The sequence below is a fragment of the Rheinheimera hassiensis genome, assembly GCF_022436675.1.
GTDB lineage: Bacteria > Pseudomonadota > Gammaproteobacteria > Enterobacterales > Alteromonadaceae > Alishewanella > Alishewanella hassiensis.
Genome location: NZ_JAKUJZ010000006.1, coordinates 219,461 through 239,806, shown reverse-complemented (window position 1 = coordinate 239,806; position 20,346 = coordinate 219,461). Strand labels below are relative to the sequence as shown.

14 protein-coding genes, 1 other RNA gene and 1 pseudogene are annotated in these 20,346 nt (G+C 47.0%); 8 read left to right on the top strand and 8 right to left on the bottom strand.

What is annotated here, in order from left to right:
• The first annotated feature begins 12 nt into the window (after window positions 1-12).
• Entirely contained in the window at window positions 13-969 is a 957-nt protein-coding gene (gene accA / locus MJX74_RS14540) for an acetyl-CoA carboxylase carboxyl transferase subunit alpha (RefSeq protein WP_240223542.1), read from the top strand.
• Between the two features lie 89 nt (window positions 970-1,058).
• A complete protein-coding gene (gene tilS / locus MJX74_RS14535; protein WP_240223541.1) occupies window positions 1,059-2,369 on the top strand; it encodes a tRNA lysidine(34) synthetase TilS in 1,311 nt (436 codons plus the stop codon).
• Window positions 2,370-2,385: 16 nt separating this feature from the next.
• Here the strand turns inward: tilS and MJX74_RS14530 are convergent, their stop codons facing one another.
• Together MJX74_RS14530 and MJX74_RS14525 are read right to left on the bottom strand one after the other, a co-directional pair.
• Window positions 2,386-3,288 (bottom strand): GGDEF domain-containing protein, encoded by a 903-nt coding sequence (locus tag MJX74_RS14530; RefSeq protein ID WP_240223540.1) that lies wholly within the window; start codon window positions 3,286-3,288, stop codon window positions 2,386-2,388.
• A gap of 131 nt (window positions 3,289-3,419) precedes the next feature.
• A complete protein-coding gene (locus MJX74_RS14525) occupies window positions 3,420-4,568 on the bottom strand; it encodes a patatin-like phospholipase family protein (RefSeq protein ID WP_240223539.1) in 1,149 nt (382 codons plus the stop codon).
• A 66-nt stretch (window positions 4,569-4,634) separates the two neighbouring features.
• On the opposite strand from MJX74_RS14525, the gene MJX74_RS14520 reads away from it, so the two are divergent.
• From MJX74_RS14520 to ffs, 3 genes are all read left to right on the top strand, one after another.
• On the top strand, window positions 4,635-5,546 hold the full coding sequence (locus MJX74_RS14520) for a DUF3014 domain-containing protein (RefSeq protein WP_240223538.1): 912 nt from the start codon (window positions 4,635-4,637) through the stop codon (window positions 5,544-5,546).
• 134 nt (window positions 5,547-5,680) lie between these two features.
• Window positions 5,681-7,306: a methyl-accepting chemotaxis protein gene (locus tag MJX74_RS14515; RefSeq protein ID WP_240223537.1), complete on the top strand. Its 1,626-nt coding sequence runs from the start codon at window positions 5,681-5,683 to the stop codon at window positions 7,304-7,306.
• A 79-nt stretch (window positions 7,307-7,385) separates the two neighbouring features.
• Window positions 7,386-7,482, top strand: an RNA gene (ffs, locus tag MJX74_RS14510) — signal recognition particle sRNA small type.
• Window positions 7,483-7,511: 29 nt separating this feature from the next.
• Here the strand turns inward: ffs and MJX74_RS21785 are convergent.
• Window positions 7,512-7,637, bottom strand: a pseudogene (locus MJX74_RS21785) (DUF2496 domain-containing protein); the annotation flags it as partial.
• Window positions 7,634-7,894: a late competence development ComFB family protein gene (locus MJX74_RS14500; RefSeq protein WP_068232331.1), complete on the bottom strand. Its 261-nt coding sequence runs from the start codon at window positions 7,892-7,894 to the stop codon at window positions 7,634-7,636. The gene MJX74_RS14500 and the pseudogene MJX74_RS21785, both read right to left, overlap by 4 nt.
• A 127-nt stretch (window positions 7,895-8,021) precedes the next feature.
• On the opposite strand from MJX74_RS14500, the gene MJX74_RS14495 reads away from it, so the two are divergent.
• The gene (locus tag MJX74_RS14495) at window positions 8,022-9,119 is read left to right on the top strand and encodes a tryptophan 2,3-dioxygenase family protein (RefSeq protein ID WP_240223536.1); all 1,098 of its coding nucleotides are present in this window, start codon (window positions 8,022-8,024) and stop codon (window positions 9,117-9,119) included.
• Here MJX74_RS14495 and MJX74_RS14490 read toward each other — a convergent pair.
• Genes MJX74_RS14490 through dinG form a run of 4 tightly spaced genes read right to left on the bottom strand, consistent with a single transcriptional unit; the run spans window position 9,090 to window position 13,421 of the window.
• The gene (locus tag MJX74_RS14490; protein WP_240223535.1) at window positions 9,090-10,046 is read right to left on the bottom strand and encodes a histone deacetylase family protein; all 957 of its coding nucleotides are present in this window, start codon (window positions 10,044-10,046) and stop codon (window positions 9,090-9,092) included. The genes MJX74_RS14495 and MJX74_RS14490 overlap by 30 nt on opposite strands.
• Before the next feature lie 4 nt (window positions 10,047-10,050).
• Window positions 10,051-10,587 carry a primosomal replication protein PriC gene (gene priC / locus MJX74_RS14485; protein ID WP_240223534.1) on the bottom strand — a complete coding sequence of 179 codons (537 nt, stop codon included), beginning with the start codon at window positions 10,585-10,587 and terminating at the stop codon, window positions 10,051-10,053.
• Window positions 10,588-11,370 (bottom strand): sulfite exporter TauE/SafE family protein, encoded by a 783-nt coding sequence (locus MJX74_RS14480; RefSeq protein ID WP_240223533.1) that lies wholly within the window; start codon window positions 11,368-11,370, stop codon window positions 10,588-10,590. It abuts the gene before it with no gap.
• Between the two features lie 11 nt (window positions 11,371-11,381).
• Complete coding sequence (dinG, locus tag MJX74_RS14475) at window positions 11,382-13,421, bottom strand: ATP-dependent DNA helicase DinG (protein ID WP_240223532.1); 2,040 nt, start codon at window positions 13,419-13,421, stop codon at window positions 11,382-11,384.
• Between the two features lie 495 nt (window positions 13,422-13,916).
• Between dinG and MJX74_RS14470 the strand changes: the two genes are divergently transcribed.
• Window positions 13,917-16,763 carry a TonB-dependent receptor domain-containing protein gene (locus MJX74_RS14470; RefSeq protein WP_240223531.1) on the top strand — a complete coding sequence of 949 codons (2,847 nt, stop codon included), beginning with the start codon at window positions 13,917-13,919 and terminating at the stop codon, window positions 16,761-16,763.
• Between the two features lie 705 nt (window positions 16,764-17,468).
• A complete protein-coding gene (locus MJX74_RS14465; RefSeq protein ID WP_240223529.1) occupies window positions 17,469-20,324 on the top strand; it encodes a TonB-dependent receptor domain-containing protein in 2,856 nt (951 codons plus the stop codon).
• The last annotated feature ends 22 nt before the right edge of the window (window positions 20,325-20,346 follow it).

Here is a 20,346-nt window from a genome sequence, read left to right as displayed (position 1 = left end):
TAGTGACAGTCGATGATGCTGAATTATTTAGAGTTTGAGCAACCTATTGCTGAACTTGAAGCAAAAATAGACGAATTACGTAACGTCAGCCGCAGTGGCGACTACGATTTGGGTTTAGAAGAAGAGATCAACAAACTAAAAGAAAAAAGCCAGGGGCTGACCAAAAAGATCTTTTCTGAATTGGGTGCATGGCAGGTCGCGCAACTGGCGCGTCATCCGCTCAGGCCTTACACGCTGGATTATATTCAGCATGTGTTTACCGACTTTGATGATTTAGCCGGTGATCGTACCTTTGCCAATGATCAGGCTATTGTTGGCGGTACTGCGCGCCTGGGCGATATACCGGTGATGATTATTGGTCATCAAAAAGGCCGTGATACACGCGAGAAAATTAAACGTAACTTTGGTATGCCACGCCCGGAAGGTTATCGTAAAGCATTGCGTTTAATGGAAATGGCTGAGCGTTTTAACCTGCCCATTGTTACTTTTATCGATACACCGGGCGCTTATCCTGGTATAGGTGCCGAAGAGCGTGGCCAATCTGAAGCTATCGCCCGCAACTTAAAAGTAATGGCGGGCCTGAAAGTACCGGTGATCTGCACCGTGATCGGTGAGGGCGGCTCCGGTGGTGCTTTGGCGATTGGTGTAGGCGATAAAGTGAATATGCTGCAGTACAGTACTTACTCAGTTATTTCGCCGGAAGGTTGTGCTTCAATTTTGTGGAAAAGTGCGGAAAAAGCGCCACTGGCTGCTGAAGCCATGGGTATTACCGCTGAACGGATTAAAGAGCTGAAACTGATTGACGAAGTATTGCCTGAACCTCTGGGTGGTGCACATCGCGCACCGGAGCAGATGGCTCAAACGTTAAAACAGGCCTTATTGCGTGATTTACAAAAATTGCAGAAAATGAGCAGCAAAGAGCTACTGGACGTACGCTACAAGCGTCTGATGTCTTATGGTTACTGCTAAGCAGTGATTGCTACCGATAAGCCAGTGCCTGTGCACTGGCTTTTTATTTTGTGTTAGCCTAGCGCCTTGATCAACCGGTAAAACACCCAATGCCCGAACTAACCTCTGAACTGAGCCCTCGCTATTTATTGCAGACGTTAGCGCTGCAAGCTGACAGCCATGTTGTGCTGGCGTTAAGTGGCGGGCTGGATTCGATGGTGTTGCTCGACTTATTGGCCAAAGCCCGGCTGCTGCAGCCTTTTGTACTAAAGGCTGTGTATGTTAATCATGGTATTAGCGTTTATGCAGCGCAGTGGGGCGATTTCTGCGCCAGACAGTGCAGTGAGCGGGGCATAGTATTTACGCAGCGCAGCGTGGTGCTAAGTGGCCGTGACAACCTTGAATTAAAAGCCCGCACAGCCCGCTATCAGGCACTGGCAGAATTTATCCGCTCAGATAAGCACCTGCTGCTTACGGCACATCATGGTGATGATCAACTGGAAAGCTTGCTGTTAGCCTTAAAGCGTGGCTCGGGGGCCGCAGGGTTAAGTGGTATTGCTGCGCAGCGCAGTTTTGCTCCAGGGATGCTATGCCGGCCTTTATTGCCTTTCAGCCGTGCCGAACTTGCTGCTTATGCTACACAGCAGCAGTTGGACTGGGTAAACGATGACAGTAACGACGATATCCGGTTTGAACGTAACTTTATCCGCCAGCATATTGCACCCTTACTGCTAGAGCGCTGGCCACAGTTTAGTGCTACAACGCGGCGCAGCATGCAACATCTGGCCGATTTACAACAACTGGCTGATTATTACACCGAACAGGCACAAGAAAGTTGTGTGCGTCATAATACCTTGCTGCTGGCAGAGCTGGCAAAACTGCTACCGTTACAGCAGGATCTAGTGATCCGCCGTTGGCTAAGCAGTTATGGTTTAAACCCGTCAACTCAGTGGCTTACTACGTTAAAGCAGCAGGTTATTGCTGCCCGTAATGATGCAACGCCGGTATTGGTTTGTGCTGACTATCAGCTGCGTCGCTTTGCAGACAAGCTTTACCTGCTGACGGATGCGCAGGTTGCGGCACCGGTGCAAGGTTTAAGCTGGCAGGGGGAACCAAAATTACAGCTACCCTGTGGCAGCAGTTTGTATTTTTCTGCCCAGCCACAGGCTGACGGATTGCCGCTGGCGGCAGCGGCAGCACAAATTGTATTTGGCCAGTTAAGTTTGCGCTTTAAACCAGCAGGCAGTGCGGTAAGTAAGCCGTTAAAGCAGTGGTTTAAGCTATGGCAGGTGCCGCCGTGGCAACGGTTGCAGGTGCCGCTACTGTTGGTCGAAGGCGAGTTGGTTGTCGTGGCAGGTTTTGCTAGCAGTACTTTGCCTGCTCAGGCAAAGTACTGGTTAAGCTGGCAGCAACAGAGTTAATTTAAACCAGGCTTATTCAGGCTACTCTCACCGTGCTTTTACCGGCCTCTTTGGCAGAATAGAGTGCGGCATCGGCAGCAGAAAATAATTGTTTACTGCTTTGCTCCGGAGCTTGTAGCAAGGCTAAACCAGCGCTGGCACTTACCTCATATTGTTTACACAAATGATGCTGATTGATTGCCCGCAATAATCTTCTGGCAACCAGTTCTGCGCAGTCTGCATCCTGAGCAGATAAAATCACAGCAAACTCATCTCCGCCAAAACGGAATAAACTATCCGTTACGCGCAATGTATCTCGCAGACAATCGGCAACTGCCAGCAATACGTCATCGCCAGCGCTGTGGCCTGCAATATCATTGACCTGTTTAAAGTTGTCTAAATCCAGTAGCAGTAAGGCGCAGCGTTCGTCATGACGTTTTGCCAGTTGTACGGCTTTCTCAAAACTGTCGTCAAAAAAGCGGCGGTTGCCAAGGCCGGTTAAGGTGTCTTTTAGCGCCATTTGCTGCAACCGGCATACAACCAGTGCATTGCGCAGAGCAAACAGCCATTCGCTTTCGAGCAGTAACAGTTCGCGTTGAATCATCGGGGTAAAAGCATGTTCGCTCTGGTAAATCAGTTCGGCCAAACATTGCTGGTTTAGCACCAATACACTGCGATGCTCAGTATCAGCGGGTCTTGAACCAATGGCTTCAAACTCACCCACTGCAGTTTTTAATTTCAGGGCCGACACCGGCAAAACTTTGCCTACGGCCATAGAAATAATATTCAGCTGTTGCTGAATATCCAGTGTGGTTTGCAACTGGCTGATCAGGCTTTGCTCAGCGCATTCCGCCAGCTCTGGCCAGTGCTGCAGTTTGGTCATAGCTGCGTAGCTGGGGGCGTTACTTAGCGCAACCTCGTGTACTAACAGGTATTCCATTTTGAGATCCGTTGATGCTTTTTTTCTAATAAAGCAAATAACAGGCCAGAAATATTTTAGTAATAATTATCAGTATGATAGAGAGTTGGCAAGCCGGGCCATAGCTTGAATGCCAAGGTTTTGACAGCTCATTAGCGCTTTTCATCGGTAAGAAACTGCAAAATGGTGTCCATTTGGGCGCTGGCATCTTCATAGCCCAGCTCAATTAACCGGCGGGTATAGCGCTGTTCAAACAGTAAATAGCTGGCCAGGCTGGAATCTGAGTGCTGGCGAATACCGGTCATTCTCAGGATGGTGCGCACTGCCATAGGCAGAGACAAAAAATGTTCACTGGCAATCTGGCCAAAGTTCTGACTCGGGTTGATAAACAGGCTTTGCACCGGCTTAAGATCCGTTTTTATACCGTGCTGTTGCATGGTCTGAATAGTGTTATTAACCCGCTGCATGCGTTCAAGATCCGAGTTTAAACTGTCGGTAAACACAGTATCAAGCAAATGCCCGGCAATGGTAGCCAGCCCCGGATGATGCATCATCCGCTGGTTGTGTTCATTTTTACGTGGATCGGCCACGCCGATAATCAGTATTTTATCTGCGCCCAGATGAATAGGGGCACTAAGCGGCGCCAGCTGATTGACCGAACCATCGCCAAAATACTGCTGATGAATACGCACCGAAGGAAATACCAGAGGAATAGCCGCAGATGCCATCAGATGATGCACACCAAGCAAGGTACGCTGGCCACAACGTTTAGCCCGGCGCCATTCCTGTGCCTGATCTGATTGGAAAAACGTAATTGAGTCGCCGTTGTTGTAAGATGAAGCCGTAACTGACACACTGGACAGATAACCGCCCATAATATTGCGGTCAATCCGTTTTAGATCCAGCACTTTGAGCAGCATTTGCCGCAGTGGTTTATTGTCAAACAAGCTGACAGCGGTTTTATTGGCATAGTCGGCCTGAAATGCGCTGAAAATACCGCGTAGTATCTGCCGGAATACGCGCGGATAGTCAGAGTAATACACCTGATCAGTGTGAAAGTTACGCCAGATCCACTCCAGCTTTTTCACGCCAAGATGAAAGCAGGAAGCATAGCAAGCCATAGCGGCGCCATTAATTGCTCCGGCTGATGTGCCACTGATGATCTGAAAAGGCAATTTACTGCTACGGGGAAATTGTTGTGCTATCGCTTTTAGCACTCCAACCTGATAAGCCGCACGGGCGCCGCCGCCGGTTAATAACAATGCCGTCTTTTTTTCGGCTTTTACATCGTGTTCAGACATAACAGAAGTTGAACTTTTTCCAGACAACAGGCTCATTGCTTAGTATATTGCTGGAATCGTTAAAGAATGCAACGCTTAATCGCGTTACACCATCAGAATGCTACCGAGGTTGTTATGGCAGAACAAAAACCGAACAATAATCAGCAGTTATATTACGCAGGTATCGCCGTTATCGTCATAGTGGTACTACTTGCCTTATGGTTGTTACTGGCTAAAGATGAAGATCAGGAACCGGCTATTAATTTATTACCGCCTGTTACCACTGAACCTGTAGCACCGCAGCCTGAAGCAGAACCAGAGCAGGATACTGCACAACCTGACACTACCACGCCATTGCAAGAGCAAGTAACTGAACCCGAAGTTAATGCGCCTGTGGCAGAGCCTGAACCCGTGTTGCCTGTACTGGATGAATCAGATGCCGAGGTAAAGCAGCGCTTACTGGCATTAAACTGGCGCTCCGGCCTGGCTGGCCTTTTCGTTACTGAAGAGATACTGCGTAATTTTGTTGTGCAAACCGACAATACTGCGCAAGGTCAGTTAGCAGCCGGCCATTCGCTGTTACAACCGCTGGAGCAAAAATTTGCTTTAGCTGAAGGTGAAGCCATGCAACTGGATGAAAGCAGTTTTGCCCGTTACCAGCCATACATTGAATTGATTGAAAGCGTGCCTGCCGAGCAGATGCTAGCCTTGTTTAACCGGTACGAGCCGTTATTGCAGCAAGCCTATGCTGAGCTGGGTTACCCGGATGAGTTGTTTAAGAATAAACTGATAGCGGCGATTGATGTGATGCTGGCGACACCGGAGGTAAGTTACCCGTTGGCGCTGGAGCGGCCTTCTGTGGTGTATGTGTTTGCCGATCCGGCGATAGAGCAACTGCCTGCAGCGCAAAAGCAAATGATCCGTTTGGGGCCGGACAACCAGCAACGCTTTAAAGCGGTATTGCAGCGTTACCGCTCGGCGTTGGTTTCAGCAAATTAAACTACTTGGGCTTACTGGCTTTAGTACAGTAAGCCCGCACTTTTTATTCTGAGTACTGAAAAACAGATGGTTGAGTAGTAAAAATCGCCTATGCTAAATATGTATTGTTAACATTTAGCGAGGTTTGCCAGTACATGTTGAATAATTATTCTGTTAAAAGCCGTCTAACCGTGCTGGCGGCGTTGCCGCTGGGGATCTTGCTGTTAGTTACCTGGGTGGCATTGCAGCAAATGCAGTTGCTTAATCACGGTATTAACAGCTTGTATATGGACCGTGTAAAACCGTTACAGCAGATAAAACAGGTGTCAGATGCTTATGCGGTGACGGCAGTAGACACACTGCACAAATATCGTGGACACATACTAGATGGTGCCACCGCTGTGGCGAATCTCAGTCAGGCATTGAGTTCTGCCGAAAAAGCCTGGTTAGGCTTTAAACAAACTAAGCTTACCCCGGAAGAGGCCCGTCTCGTCGCTGATGCAGAGCATAAAATGTCACCGTTTCTGGCAGCCGTCGCAGAGTATCAGCGCAGGATAACTGGCAACAACTTGTTTGCCGACAGCGCCGACACGTTTAATCGTGAGCTGTATCAAGTAGCTGATCCGCTGAGCAGCGCCCTGGATAAACTGATTGTACTGCAGTTGCAAGAAGCTGATAAGTTCCGGCAACTGGCACAGCAGGAATATGACAGCTTTCAGTTACTGTTTAGTTTGATCCTGCTGGCAGTATTTGCAGGTCTTGCTGTACTTGGCTGGCTTATTTATCGCTCTATTCATCATCCATTGCGGTTATTACAGAACAGCATTGCCACTGTAGGCCATGATCTGGATTTGCGCGTCAGGGCTGATGTGTGCGGCAAAGATGAGATAGCTGCAACATCACAAGCGCTTAACACTACACTGCAACGGCTACAGCTTTTTTTTACTGAGCTGGGTCTGGCGATTACTCAATTAGCTGCGGCATCTGAGGAAATGAGCCACATCAGTGAACAGGTCAGTAGCACTGCAATGGAACAAGAGCAAAAAGCGAATTTAATTGCTACCGCCGTAACGCAAATGTCTGCGGCGATTCAGGAAGTGGCCAGCAGTGCTTTGCGTACTTCAGAGCAGGCAAATGAAGCTGATGGCTATTCGCAAGATGGTTTTGAGCGGGTAATGCAGAATATGCGCTCTATAGAGCAACTATCGGTTACGCTGACTGACGCTGGCAATGTAATTAGTCATTTGAATGCCGAATCTGAGAAAATTACTCAGGTATTGGCGGTAATACGTACTATTGCTGAGCAAACAAATTTACTGGCGTTGAATGCCGCAATAGAGGCTGCTCGCGCTGGTGATGCAGGACGCGGATTTGCCGTAGTAGCTGATGAAGTAAGGCAGTTAGCCACCAACACGCAAAAAGCGACGGAGTCTATTAAGGGAATGATAGACAATCTGCAAAACTCATCAAAGCAAGCCGTTAGTTCAATGACAGAATCCAGACGTTATGCCGATACCAGTGTCGAGAATGCTAATGATGCAGCAACAGTAATTGAACAAATAACAAATTCGGTGACAGCTATTGTTGATATGAACGTACAAATTTCTACCGCTACTGAACAGCAAACTATAGTAGCGGAGGATATCAGCAAAAATATTAGTGAATTTACCATCAGTATCAGTGAAGTGACACACAGCGCGCGGCAAAGTGCAGAAGCCAGCGATATGCTGGCTCAACTGGCAGCTAAATTGCAATCTCAGGCAGCTGCTTTTAAGGTTTAAGCAGCGGCAGGCTTGCAACAACGCCTGCTTTTGCGCATAATGCGCGCCTGTTGAGGATTCAGCAGTTCAATGGTAGCCCCATTGGTCCTCTCGCAATACTAGTAGGCGAACCTGGTCAGGTCCGGAAGGAAGCAGCCACAGTTTATGACGTATGTGCCGGGATGTGGCTGGTGGGGTTGCCACCCAAATCCCGCTTCTGTTCAAAATCTTTTTTCACTATATCTAACGCCAGAAGTGCGGTATTGGCATCTATCTGATGTTGCTCCAGCAGCAGAATTAAATCTACCGCCAGTTGCACATGCACCGGAGCCTTAGCCAGCTCAGTATTCACGCATTATTGTCCAGAAACTGCCGGGCTCTGGCAACGGCCTCTTTTACTTTCATCCGCATTTCAAAACGCTCGCTTTGTGGCAGATAAAACGCCATATCTACTTCATAGCGAATATAGCGGGGCGGCAGCAGGTTTAACGAAATACAGCATAAATCGGCCAGATACTCAGCATCTTTCTGCTGGTCTAGCCCTAACTCTACAATATGATCCAGTGTCAGTTTTTCATAATAGTTATGGATATCGTCGTCCAGTTTCATACTTGCCTCAATCTTGTTTACAGTCAGCTCAAAGCATAATCAGCTTTACGGTAAAAGACCACTGAAAGATTGAGTTAGCTCACTTCGCTGCTACAATGCGCGGTAGAATCATGACAGAAGAACTGCAATGCAAAAAAATACCACTCCCTGCTACTACGGCGACTACCTGCAACTGGACAAAATACTGACAGCACAGGCACCGGAAAGCGCCAAATACGCCAATGAAGCCCATGATGAAACGCTGTTTATTATTGTGCATCAGGTATATGAGCTGTGGTTTAAGCAAATTTTACATGAGCTTAAAGCTGTAATGGATGTGTTTGCCGGTGAAGAAGTTAAAGATGAGCAGCTTACCGGCATAGTGCATAAGTTAAAGCGGGTAATCACCATTCAGCAGTTGCTGAACCAGCAGATTGGTGTCATTGAAACGATGACACCGCAGGATTTTATGTCGTTTCGTGATTACCTGGTGCCGGCATCCGGTTTCCAGAGTATCCAGTTTAAAATGCTGGAAATTGGCCTGGGCCTGAAAAGCGATTTTCGTATCGACTTCGATAAAAACTCGTTTTACAGCCGGTTAAATGAGAAAGATCGTACTTTCCTGCAGCAACTTGAACACGACCCCAGTTTGTTTGAACGCATAGAAAAGTGGTTGGAGCGTATGCCGTTTCTTGAGCTGGAAAACTTTAGCTTCTGGCAGATGTATCAGCAGGCAACAGACACTATGCTGGCCGAAGATAAAGCAACTGTGCAGTCAATTGCACAAATTGCCGAACATGAGCGCGAATTGCAACTGGCTGAAATTGCCCGCACTGCGGAAAAATTTTCAGCCTTGCTAAATAAAGACAAGTATCTGCAACTGCAACAAGCCGGTACTTTTCGTTTAAGCCAACGCGCTATGTTATCGGCACTGTTTATCAGCCTGTATCAGGAAGAGCCGGTTTTTAATTTGCCATTTCAGTTGCTGACTTGCTTAACCGAAATAGATGAACTGCTGACAATATGGCGCTACAAACATGCGATGATGGTACAGCGCATGTTGGGTACCAAAATTGGCACCGGCGGCTCGTCCGGGCATGATTATTTAAAACGTACAACAGAGAAAAACCGTATTTTTACTGACTTGTTTAATATGGCAACTTTCCTGCTGCCTAAAACTGATCTTCCAGTGTTACCTCCTCAGGTAAAACGGCGTTTAGGTTTTTATTTTGCTGGCGAAGTCTGAGCCATGTAGCGTAAAAGCGGCTTTAAACAGCTGCAGGTGTAGCTGTGCCAGCGCATCTATATTGCGCTGGTAACCACCGCCGATAACGGCTGCAACAGGTATTCCCTGGTCCACACAGCTTTGTAGCACCAATAAATCACGTTGATATAAAGCCTCGGTAGAAATATTTAATAGCCCCAGCTCATCCTGTTGATGAATATCCACACCGGCGTCAAAAATCACTAAATCTGGCCGGTGCCAGTTAAGCAAGGTCTGAAGGCTTTGCTGCACGGCTTCTAAATAGTCGGTGTCAGAGCAATCTTTAGCCAGCCCTATATCCCAGTTTGAATGTTGTTTACGGGCAGGGAAATTTTTTTCACAATGCACAGAGCAACTGATAATGCGCGGCTCGTCGGTCAGCATCAGCGCACTGCCGTCACCCTGATGCACATCCAGATCCAACAGCAAAATTTTATCCAGCCCCTGTGTCAGCATGGTCTTAGCGGCCAGCACCAGATCGTTAAATAAACAAAATCCTGAGCCTTCGGCATAAAAAGCATGGTGATAGCCCCCGCTTAAATGCAGTGCTATACCACTGTTAAGGGCCGCCTGAGCTGTTTGTAGTGTGCCGCCTAATGAATATAATGAACGCTGAAAAAGCTGTTCTGACCAGGGAAAACCAATACGGCGCATGGCTTTGGCATCAATAGTGCCATCAGCCAGACTTTGAATATAGGTGCAGCAATGTACCTCTGCCAGTTGTTCTACAGTGACAGGAACTGACTGGGTGAAAGCGCTCGCGGGCAGCCCGATATCCAGCAGGCACTGATACAAGGTGCGATATTTGGTAATGGGATAACGGTGCCTGTCAGGCAGATTAAGCTCACTGTAACATGGGTGATACAGCATGGCAGGTAGCGCGCTTAGCATTGGTTTAGCGATTACCATCAGTTTAGTTCCGCCGTTCCAAGTCCTGAATTTGCCGTTCAATATCGGATAACGCTTTGCGACAGCGGCCTAAACGGGCATGTAAAGCCAGCGTGCGCTGTATGGCTTCGGCTGAGTTTTCCCGGTTGGCCAGGCTAATCATATCCTGCAAGCGGCGTTCAAACTCCTGGGTATCGCTAAGTTGCTGGTATAACTGCTGGCTGCTGGCGCTTATTTGTTGCACCACTGCTTTTAATTTGCCTTTACTGGTGGGCTTGCGCCGGGTATCAACATTGCGAAAAGCTCTGGTTAGCGCTGAGGTTTGCTCGCTTAACCGTTGCACCAGGCGTTGCTTCGCCATGCTGCTAAGGTTGCTGTCCTGCAAGTGGCGCAGGTTACGCTGGGCTTCAGCCACATAGTCTGTCAGGTGCGGCGAGCGGCAACTGAACAGGGCGCTGTCAAACCAGTTTTGTGGCTTGCCGGCCACCTGTTGCAGATCAATCTGTTCTGCCTGTTGCCACAGTTGTTGCAACTGGTGAAGTAAGGTGGCCAGTAAATCCATTTAACTGCCCCAAGCCTGCCAGGCCAGACGCAAAGCAATGGTAATAACCACGCAAATAAATACCGGGCGAATAAAACGACTGCCAAATTTAATAGCTGAATGCGCACCCAGCCAAGCGCCAAGCATTAAACACATACCCATAGCGATGCCAAGGGTAAAATCGACATGGCCCAAAGCAATAAAAGCCACCAGCGAAAAACCATTGCTAATAAAATTCATCGTACGTGCTACACCACAGGTCAGCAGCAGGTTGATTTTGTACAGCGCCATAGTAGACACCATCCAGAATGCTCCGGCACCAGGGCCGGCAATACCGTCATAAAAACCCAGAGTCAGGCCTTGAGCCCGTTGTTGCCAGAATAACTTGGCGTTTTGCGGCGGCAGCTTTAAGGCATCATCAGGTTGCATACGGTTAAACAGGGTATAAATGGCCGCCAGCAAAATAAGCAGAGGTAGTATTTTTTCCAGCGCTTCTTTGCTAATCATGTCTACAACCAGCGTGCCCAACACCGCACCGATAGCGGTGTAGAATAAACTGCGGTGCCAATACACCGGATTAAACAGCTTTTTACGGTAATAGGTAAGTGATGCAGTAAAAGAGCCAAAAGTTGAAGCCAGCTTATTGGTGCCCAGTACCACATGTGGCGGCAGGCCTGCGGTAAGCAGAGCCGGTACAGTCAGCAGGCCACCGCCGCCAGCAATGGCGTCAATAAAACCGGCACAAAATGCGACAGCACAGAGGATAAGTAAAACAGAAGGTTCTATGGCAAGCTCAGCAAACATGTGATGTCCTGTTAATACTCTATCTGACGACGAAACGGCGGCAAGGCGTTTAGCATAGCACTGCCGTAAGCTTTGCTGACCAGACGCCGGTCTAGGATCACTATCCTGCCTTCGTCTTGCTCCTGGCGCAGTAGTCTACCACAGGCTTGCACCAGTTTCTTTGAGGTTGCAGGAATAGTCAGTTGCAAAAAAGCATTGCCGCCTTTTTTTGTAATCGCCTCCGCTAAGGCTTCTTCCAGAGGTGAGGTAGGTACTGCAAAAGGCAGTTTGGTAATCACCAGATTGGTGAGCAATTTACCGGGTAAATCCAGCCCTTCAGAAAAGCTCTGGGTGCCAAATAAAATACTGGTGCGGTTATGTCTGCAGTTTTCACCATGTAACTGCAGTAACGCCTGGCGTGATGCTTCACCTTGTACCAATAGTGAAAATTTCTTTTTACGCAGAGCCTCTGCGACTTGCTGCATTTGCCAATAAGAAGCGAACAGCACCAGGCTGGCCTGATTGTCTGGTAAATAAGTTGGCAGCAGAGTTACCAGCTCGTTGGTATAGGCCTGCTCTGTCGGGTCTGTCTGCATTTTAGGAATAACAATCTGACCTTTTTCTGCATAAGCAAAAGGTGATGCAACCTGCAATGTTTGCACACCTTCAAATTGTGTCAGGCCTAAATCATATTTAATGTACTGAAACGAATTTAGCGCAGTTAGCGTAGCAGAGCACAGGATCACTGCGAAGGCATCGGTAAATAGCAGCTGTTCCAGTTTATTTGCAACACCCAGCGGGCAAGCATGGCCAATAACATACTGGCTCTGGTTTTGCAGTTCAACCCAACGCGCCTGATAGACGTTTTTCTCCTGCTCTGCTGCATATAGTTGCCACAGTGCTTGTTGTTGCTCAATTTTCTGGCGCAGATAACCCAATTCTTGCAGCAGACCCATGCTTTGCTTTAATGGTAATTGCTGTTCAGTGACATTTTCCTGCAGATGCTGCTGAATTTTTTCCAGTTGCGTTAGTGTCTTCTGGCTCACCTGCGCCAGCTGTTCAGCTTGCTGCTGAAACAATTTTGGCAAAGCAGCGTCTGCAAAACGATACTCTGTTTTTTCGCCAAACCAGCGTGGCTTAAATTCTGTTACGCAGCGTTCAATCGGTTTAAGTAGGCTGTTAAGTTCGTTACAGCTATCATCGAAGCGTAATAACTCTTTCATCACAGTAGCGGGCAGCAGGGTAATCAACTGTTGAATGGTTTTAGCCGCCTTTTCCAGCCAAAGGCTATTGTGAGTAAGCTGGGCCTGTGCGGCAAAAAACTCCCGTGCGCTGTCCGGCAAATGATGCGCTTCGTCTATCACATAAAGTGTTTCTTCAGGTGGCGGTAATATACTGTTACCACTGGATAAATCTGCCAGCAGTAAAGCATGGTTTACCACCAGCACATCGGCGTTACTTACCTCGGCACGTGCAAGGTGAAACGGGCAGTTCATATGGCGACGGTCTGTTTTACTGCAATGCAGCGGATCAGCAACAATACGCTGCCACAGGTCTTCAGTTAGTGGCGTCGCCAGCGTATCCCTGTCGCCCAGCCATTTACGCTGCTGCCAGTTATCCAGCAATTTTTGCCAGTCAAAAGTTGCATCGTTAGCGGTGGCAAATAACTCAGGATGTTTTTGCTGCTGGCGCACCCGCTCAATACATGCATAACGCTGGCGGCCTTTTACCAGACTAAATTCAAATAACAGCTTGCTGTGTTGTTGAAAAAACGGCAGGTCTTTATTTACCAATTGCTCCTGCAGCGCCACCGTAGCCGTGGCAATCACCACTTTTTTCTTTTGCGCCAACGCATAAGGAATAACCGCCAGCATATAAGCCAGCGATTTACCGGTACCGGTGCCAGCCTCAATTAAACCAATACGCTCGCGCCGGTGGTAGGTGCCGGAGACGATTTTAGCCATCTCTGCGACCAACTGATTTTGCCCCTGCCTGGGTTGGTAATTAGGCAGGGTGGTTTTAATACGCGTATGTATAGCGCGGATTTGGCTTTTTAGCTGGTCACTTAACATGTTTAATGTGTATTTATATACAGTTGTTTGATTGTATACGTAATGCGCTTTACAGGCAAAAACATTCGCGGCCAGCTAAACCCCAAAAATTGGAGCTGGTAATTATTGATTTAACTCATTAAATACTTTGATTCTTGTAGTGAAAAGTTTACGCTGGCTGTTTAGCGCTCATTATTTCTATAATATTTTCTTAAAATGACAGAGAAACATTTACCTCCATAAGTTGTTGACTCATTACTTTAATTCCAGATAAGAATAGGGTTGACAAAAGCTCATTCTGCTTTATTTCAGCTTGTTTTCATCTTCGCCACAGAGCCTGACAATGGAAATTACAAATTGTTCCGTAAAAGCTGTTGACCCTGCTGAAAAATTACGTTTATTATCACACGGCGATAAATCGGAGGTTATCCGAGATAAGCGGAGTGCCAAGCGCCGTAAAAGAGATTGGTAGTAGTAAAAATAGAGTCACTAAAATAGTGATCCAGGGAGAAATACATGTATACAAATAATAAATTAAGTAAAGCTGTGCGCTTAGCTATTGCATTTGGAGCTGCTTCTGCAATCTCCGTTAATGCTTCAGCTCAGGAAGCTCAGCAGGTAGAAGAGTCTGCTAAGATCGAGCGTATTGACGTAACAGGTTCACGTATTCGTTCCACGGATATCGAAACTTCACAACCTGTATTCACCATGACGCGTATGGATATTGCAAACCAAGGCTTTACGTCTATAAATGACCTTTTGCAAAATATGTCCACTACCGGTGCGCCACCAATCAGCCGTTCAGCACCATTAAGTTCTGGTGAAAACGTAGGTGGTAGCTATGTCGATTTACGTAACCTGGGTACAACCCGAACGCTAATTCTGGTGAATGGTAAGCGTTTAGGTATTACTACCAGCGGTTATCAGGATATTTCTGCTATTCCGATGTCAATGGTAGAGCGTATTGACGTGCTAAAAGATGGTGCTTCAACGCTTTACGGTTCTGACGCTATGGCCGGTGTAGTTAACATTATCACCCGTAAAGACTTTGAAGGTTTAGAACTGACTGTTTACGCTGGTGAATATGATGAAGGTGACGGTGGAAAGAAAAACGTCAGTTTAGTTGGCGGTTTTGCATCAGACCGTGGCTCTGTCACGTTTGGGGTTGAATGGCGTGATGAAGACGAAGTTTGGGCAAAAGATCGTCCATTCTCGGAAGTAACTTATCCTGGATTTGATGTTAACAACAACCGTACTTTAGTTGGTCAGTACGGCCGTTTTAATTATGAAGGTCAGTGGTGGGTTGCGAAGCGTCCGGGTGATGCATCATCTTTCCCGGAAGATTTTGAGCCGCAAACCTATGCGAACGGTTCAAGCAATGCCACTGAACAGATGCATTTAATGACCCCATTAAGTGCTCGTTCACTGTATGTAAGTACGAACTATAGCCTAAGTGATAATATACGTTTCACTTCTGATATTGGCTATACCGATCGCAGCGCTACACGGCAAGTCGCCGGTTATCCGCTGCAATCAACATCTACCTTTGGTGCAGTGAGTGGCTGGTACCTTGATGCTGACAGTTATTTTAACCCTGTTGGCGAAGATGTGCGCTTTACCCGCCGGGGCTGGGAAGTTCCGCGTGTTACCACCAGTGATCAAGATACGCTGCGTTTTACCGGCGCGTTGGAAGGCTCTTTTGATATCGGCGACCGCTTCTTCGACTGGGATGTAGGTGGCGTTTTTAGCCAAAGTAAAACGCTGGTAATAGGTCGCGGTGACTTCCACATTCCGAATGTTGTTGCAGCTACCGGGCCGTCGTTTTTAAACAGCCAGGGTATAGTGCAGTGTGGTACTGAAGCAAATCCAATTTCTGCAACACAATGCGTGCCTTGGAACCCGTTTGCGGGCTTTGGCGCCGGTGCTGTTGACAATTCACTGAGCGATCCGGCTGTTCAGGCATTGTTCTTCCCAACGTCGCACGCACGTGGTGAAACGACAACCAATATTTACTTTGCTAATATCAGTGGTTTGTTATTCACTCTGCCGGCGGGTGACGTAACTTTCGCTTTGGGTGGCGAGCACCGTCAAGAAGAAGGCGCTTATACTCCTGACGCTTTGGCACAATCAGGCATGACTTCTACTTTGGCAGCTGGCCCGACTAGTGGCGAGTATGATTTGACAGAGTACTACGCTGAATTGAATGTGCCTATTTTAGCTGGTGTTGCTGGTGCAGAAGAATTAAGCCTGAGCTTGGCTTCACGTTATTCAGATTACAGCACGTTCGGTGACACTACCAACAGCAAGATTGGTGTGAAATGGAAGCCTGTTGATTCGTTACTGATACGTGCTACATGGTCGGAAGGCTTCCGTGCACCTACAGTTAGTAATCTGTACGGTGGTGGTTCACAATCTTTCGTAACCGGCTTTATTGACCCTTGTGACTCTGTATACGGTGTAGCTAAAGGCACTGCGCGTTGTTTACAGGACGTACCAGCAGATTACCGCCAGCTGCAGCAGGGTTTTGTGCCCACTACAGGCCCGGCTGCGCAAACTCCGGTACCGTTTAACAGTGGTTCTAACGCTCTGTTACAACCTGAAACGTCAGAAACTAAAACTGTGGGCTTTGTATATAACCCAGAGTTCCTGACTGACATGACGGTGATTGTAGATTACTGGAACATTACCATAGAAGACACTATGGTTACTGATAGTGCTAACAGCATCGTTGATGATTGCTATGTTGGTTTAGAAGAAGCGCGTTGTGCCATGTTCTCACGTGATCCAAGCAATTTTATTGTGAGCAGTCTGTCATATGGTTTACGTAATGCTGGTGTGACAAAAACGGCGGGTTACGATGTTGGCTTGACTTATAAGCTTGATACAGAAGTTGGTACTTTCCGCACTAACTGGAACACAACTTACACACTTCGGTATGACAGCAAGTCTACCAATGATCCAGAAGCAAGAATGACTCCTGACGTAGGATTTGAGACGTTCAGAGTACGTTCTACTCTTGGCCTGAACTGGAGCCTGGGCGACTTTAGCGCGAATTGGAATGTGCGTTATTATTCATCAATGAAAGAAGATTGCTACTTTGATGAGAGATGTAACATGCCTGATTTTAGCGCCGACTGGACCAACGATCTTGTAACGCCGCTGGATAAAAAGGGCTCTACTACGTTCCATGATATTCAGGTTAGTTATAACACACCTTGGAACTCTAAGTTCTCAGTGGGTGCGAATAACGTGTTCGAGAAGCAAGGCCCGGTTATGTTCTCGCAACCAAGTGCTAACTTCTCCTACTATGGTGGTTTTGACATTGGCCGCTTCTGGTACTTACGTTACGAGCAAACTTTCTAACAGTTTGGTAAGTGTTAGATTGCTAGTTTAGCAGTGAGCTATGCTTGCTGAACGCATATTAAGGCCTGTGACAGTATTGTTGCAGGCCTTTTTTAATAGAATAGTTATTCTCTTACTTTATTGCTATTTCTCATTTTCGGACGGAGGCTCTATCAAAATAGCGTGGAGCAGATGTTATGGCCAGACTTGTGTTACTCCTCAGTAAGTTTGCAGAACAGTTATGTCCCCCGGTGTTTAAATAAGTGCTCCTGACTTTACTAACATCCCTGCATCGAGGCGCTGTGTACTTCAGCGCAGTCGGTCGCCTCAGCGCTATACTTAGAATTTAGTCATTCATTTAGAATTTAGTACTTCCACGCTGATAGCTTAAATATCCGGGCTGGAGCTCAACTGCAACTAAGAACAGTCAGTTAGGCTACCTGCCATAGACAATGATACTTATGACTGTCATTCGGCTTACCACTGCCTTTAGCGATATCCACCTTTTTACATTTCAAATTTAGGCTATTTGAAGTGAAAATAGTTTGCGGAGACTACAATGATTGCAAATAGTTCCGTAAAACAGTTGACCCTGCAGAAATATTACGTTTATAGTCATAAGGGATGAAGCGGTCTAAATCTGCGACAGCCGGAGGGTCAGCCGCCGTAAAAGGGTTGGGATTGTTGAAAATTAGAATCACTATTCAGTGATCCAGGGAGAAATACATGTATACGAATAATAAATTAAGCAAGGCCGTGCGGTTAGCTATAGCATTTGGAGCCGCTTCTGCCACTGCCTTTACTGCATCAGTAAAGGCTCAGGAAGAAGGCGAAACGAAAGTTGAGCGTATAGAAGTGACTGGTTCACGTATCAAACGGACTGATCTGGAAACATCTAGTCCAATACAAATTACGTCGGCAGAAGAAATTAAGCTGTCAGGTTTTACCCGTATAGAAGACTTAATGAATAGCCTGCCACAGGTTGAAGCTGCTGAAACTTCATTTCTGGCTAATGGTGCTGCCGGTACTGCAACTTTGGACTTACGTGGTATGGGAGCTCAACGTACATTGGTTTTGGTAAATGGACGCCGTTTACAGCCCGGTGGTATTTACACACAATCTGCGGATATCAACCAAATTCCAGCTTCTCTGGTAAAGCGAGTTGAAGTTCTTACTGGTGGTGGTTCTGCAACTTACGGGGCAGACGCAGTTGCTGGCGTTGTTAACTTTGTCATGAACGATGATTTTGAAGGCTTCGAGCTGACTGTCGGCGGTTCAGGCTATCAACATGATAATGACAATGATTATCTCCAAGGGCTGATGGACGACCGTGACTATGAATACCCTACAGGCAGTTCAGGCATTGATGGTAAAACTATTAATATAGATTTAACCATGGGTGGTGCTTTTGCCGGCGGTAAGGGGCATGCTACTGCTTATGCTACTTGGCGTCAGGTCGATGAGTTACGTCAAGGAGCACGTGATTATTCGTCTTGTGCTTTAAATGCTGCCGGTACAGCTTGTGGTGGCTCGCCTACTACGCCAATTCCAAACTTCTACTTTTATCCCTCTGAGGATGGGTCTCCTGATTTTGCTCAAGAGGTAAACTGGACGCTTGATCCTAATGGTGGTTTTGATACTTCACGTGGCGCAACCCCCTATAATTATGCGCCAGTTAACCATTTTATGCGTCCTGACGAGCGTTATACTTTTGGCGCATTTGTGGACTATGAAATTAATGAACATGCGCGCCCGTATATGGAATTGGGTTACATGCATGATCGTACTGTTGCACAGATCGCCGAATCAGGTATTTTCTTCGATTTCTTTACTTTTGATATAAACAATGAATTGTTTAGTGACTTACAACGCCAACAGCTGCGCGATGCTTTTGGTGCTGATATAACTGAAGTTGGTGCTTATATTGGCAAGCGGAATATTGAAGGTGGGGGGCGTCAGGATATTTTAGAGCATACCTCTTATCGTATGGTAGCTGGTGTTGAAGGCGATATTAATGATAGTTGGAGCTACGATGTATCGTTCCAGTATGGTTCTACAGCTTCGAATTCTGTTTATCAGAATGACTTTTATAAGCCACGCATAGCCTCGGCTGTAGGCGCGATTGGTGCTGCGCCTTGCGAAGGTGCTTGTGTACCTTACCCGGTATTTACTTATCAAGGTATATCGGCAGAGGGGGCTGCCTCTATGGGCGGTACGGCAATACTAACCGGTAATACCTCTCAAACAATCCTCAACGCTTTCGTATCAGGTGAATTAGATATGACGCTTCCAACGTCGTCTATGCCACTGGCTGCTGTATTTGGTATTGAGAGCCGTGAAGTTGACTTTGAGCGTATAGCTGACGAAGTATTTGCGCTTGGTGATCTTGCTGGACAAGGCGGTCCAACGCCAAGCCTAATTGGCGGCTACAATGTCCGCGAGATTTTTGGTGAGTTAAGTGTACCTTTGTTGGACGATGCTCCGGCAGTTGAAAATCTGGTCCTTGATTTAGGATATCGTTATTCTGACTACAATATTTCAGGCGGCGAATCGACTTACAAAGTTGCCCTTGACTGGTCAGTAACATCAGATTGGAAACTACGAGCCAGCTATAACAGAGCAGTACGTGCTCCAAACGTCGCTGAATTGTATGGTGCTGAGAATCTCGGTTTATGGGCTGGTGTGGATCCATGTGCCGGTGCAACGCCAGAGTATTCAGCAGCGCAATGTGCTAATACCGGTGTAACAGCAGATCAATATGGTACTATTGCAGCTAACTCTGCCAGCCAATACAACGGTTATTTTGGTGGTAACCTCGATTTGAAACCTGAAATTGCAGATACCATGTCATTTGGTGTTGTAGCAAATCCGTTTGAAGGCTTTAACTTCAGTGTTGATTACTGGGATATCCAGTTAGACGACGTGATAGGGGCCGTGAATGGTGAATTGACGTTACGTCAATGTGCTTTAACCGGTGACGCTGCATTCTGTGATGAAGTCACACGTGCACCTGGCACTGGCAGCTTATGGCGTGGTGAAGCTGGTTTTGTTAACTCATTTACAATCAACCAGGCTAGTCGTCACGTACGTGGAGTCGATTTAAGCTCTAACTATGAAACAGATATTGGTGAGGGTAAGCTGACGGTTAAATTGATTGGTACCTACAGCCTGGAAAAAGAATTTGAGCCCTTACCGGGCCTTGATAGCGCTACTTATGATTGCTCTGGTAACATAGATGCTGACTGTTTTGCGCAACCTAAATGGCGTCATACTATGACTGTCAGCTATACTACCGGTGACTTCTGGACTGCATCAGCTAAATGGCGATACTTCGGTGACGTAGACTATAATGGCGCTACTGATACATTAGTAGGTGATGGTATCAGTTCACAAAGTTATTTGGACCTGACCGGTGCTTTTGAGATCAATGAGCACATCGCGTTATTAGTTGGCGTTAACAACGTATTAGATAAAGAGCCTCCGATGGTTGGTGGTAGCCTATCCTCAAATGCTAATACTGTGGCTGGTTTCTACGACACCTTGGGGCGTTATGTCCATGCTAGCGTAACTATGCGCTTCTAATTCATAGATAGAGAGAAAACGG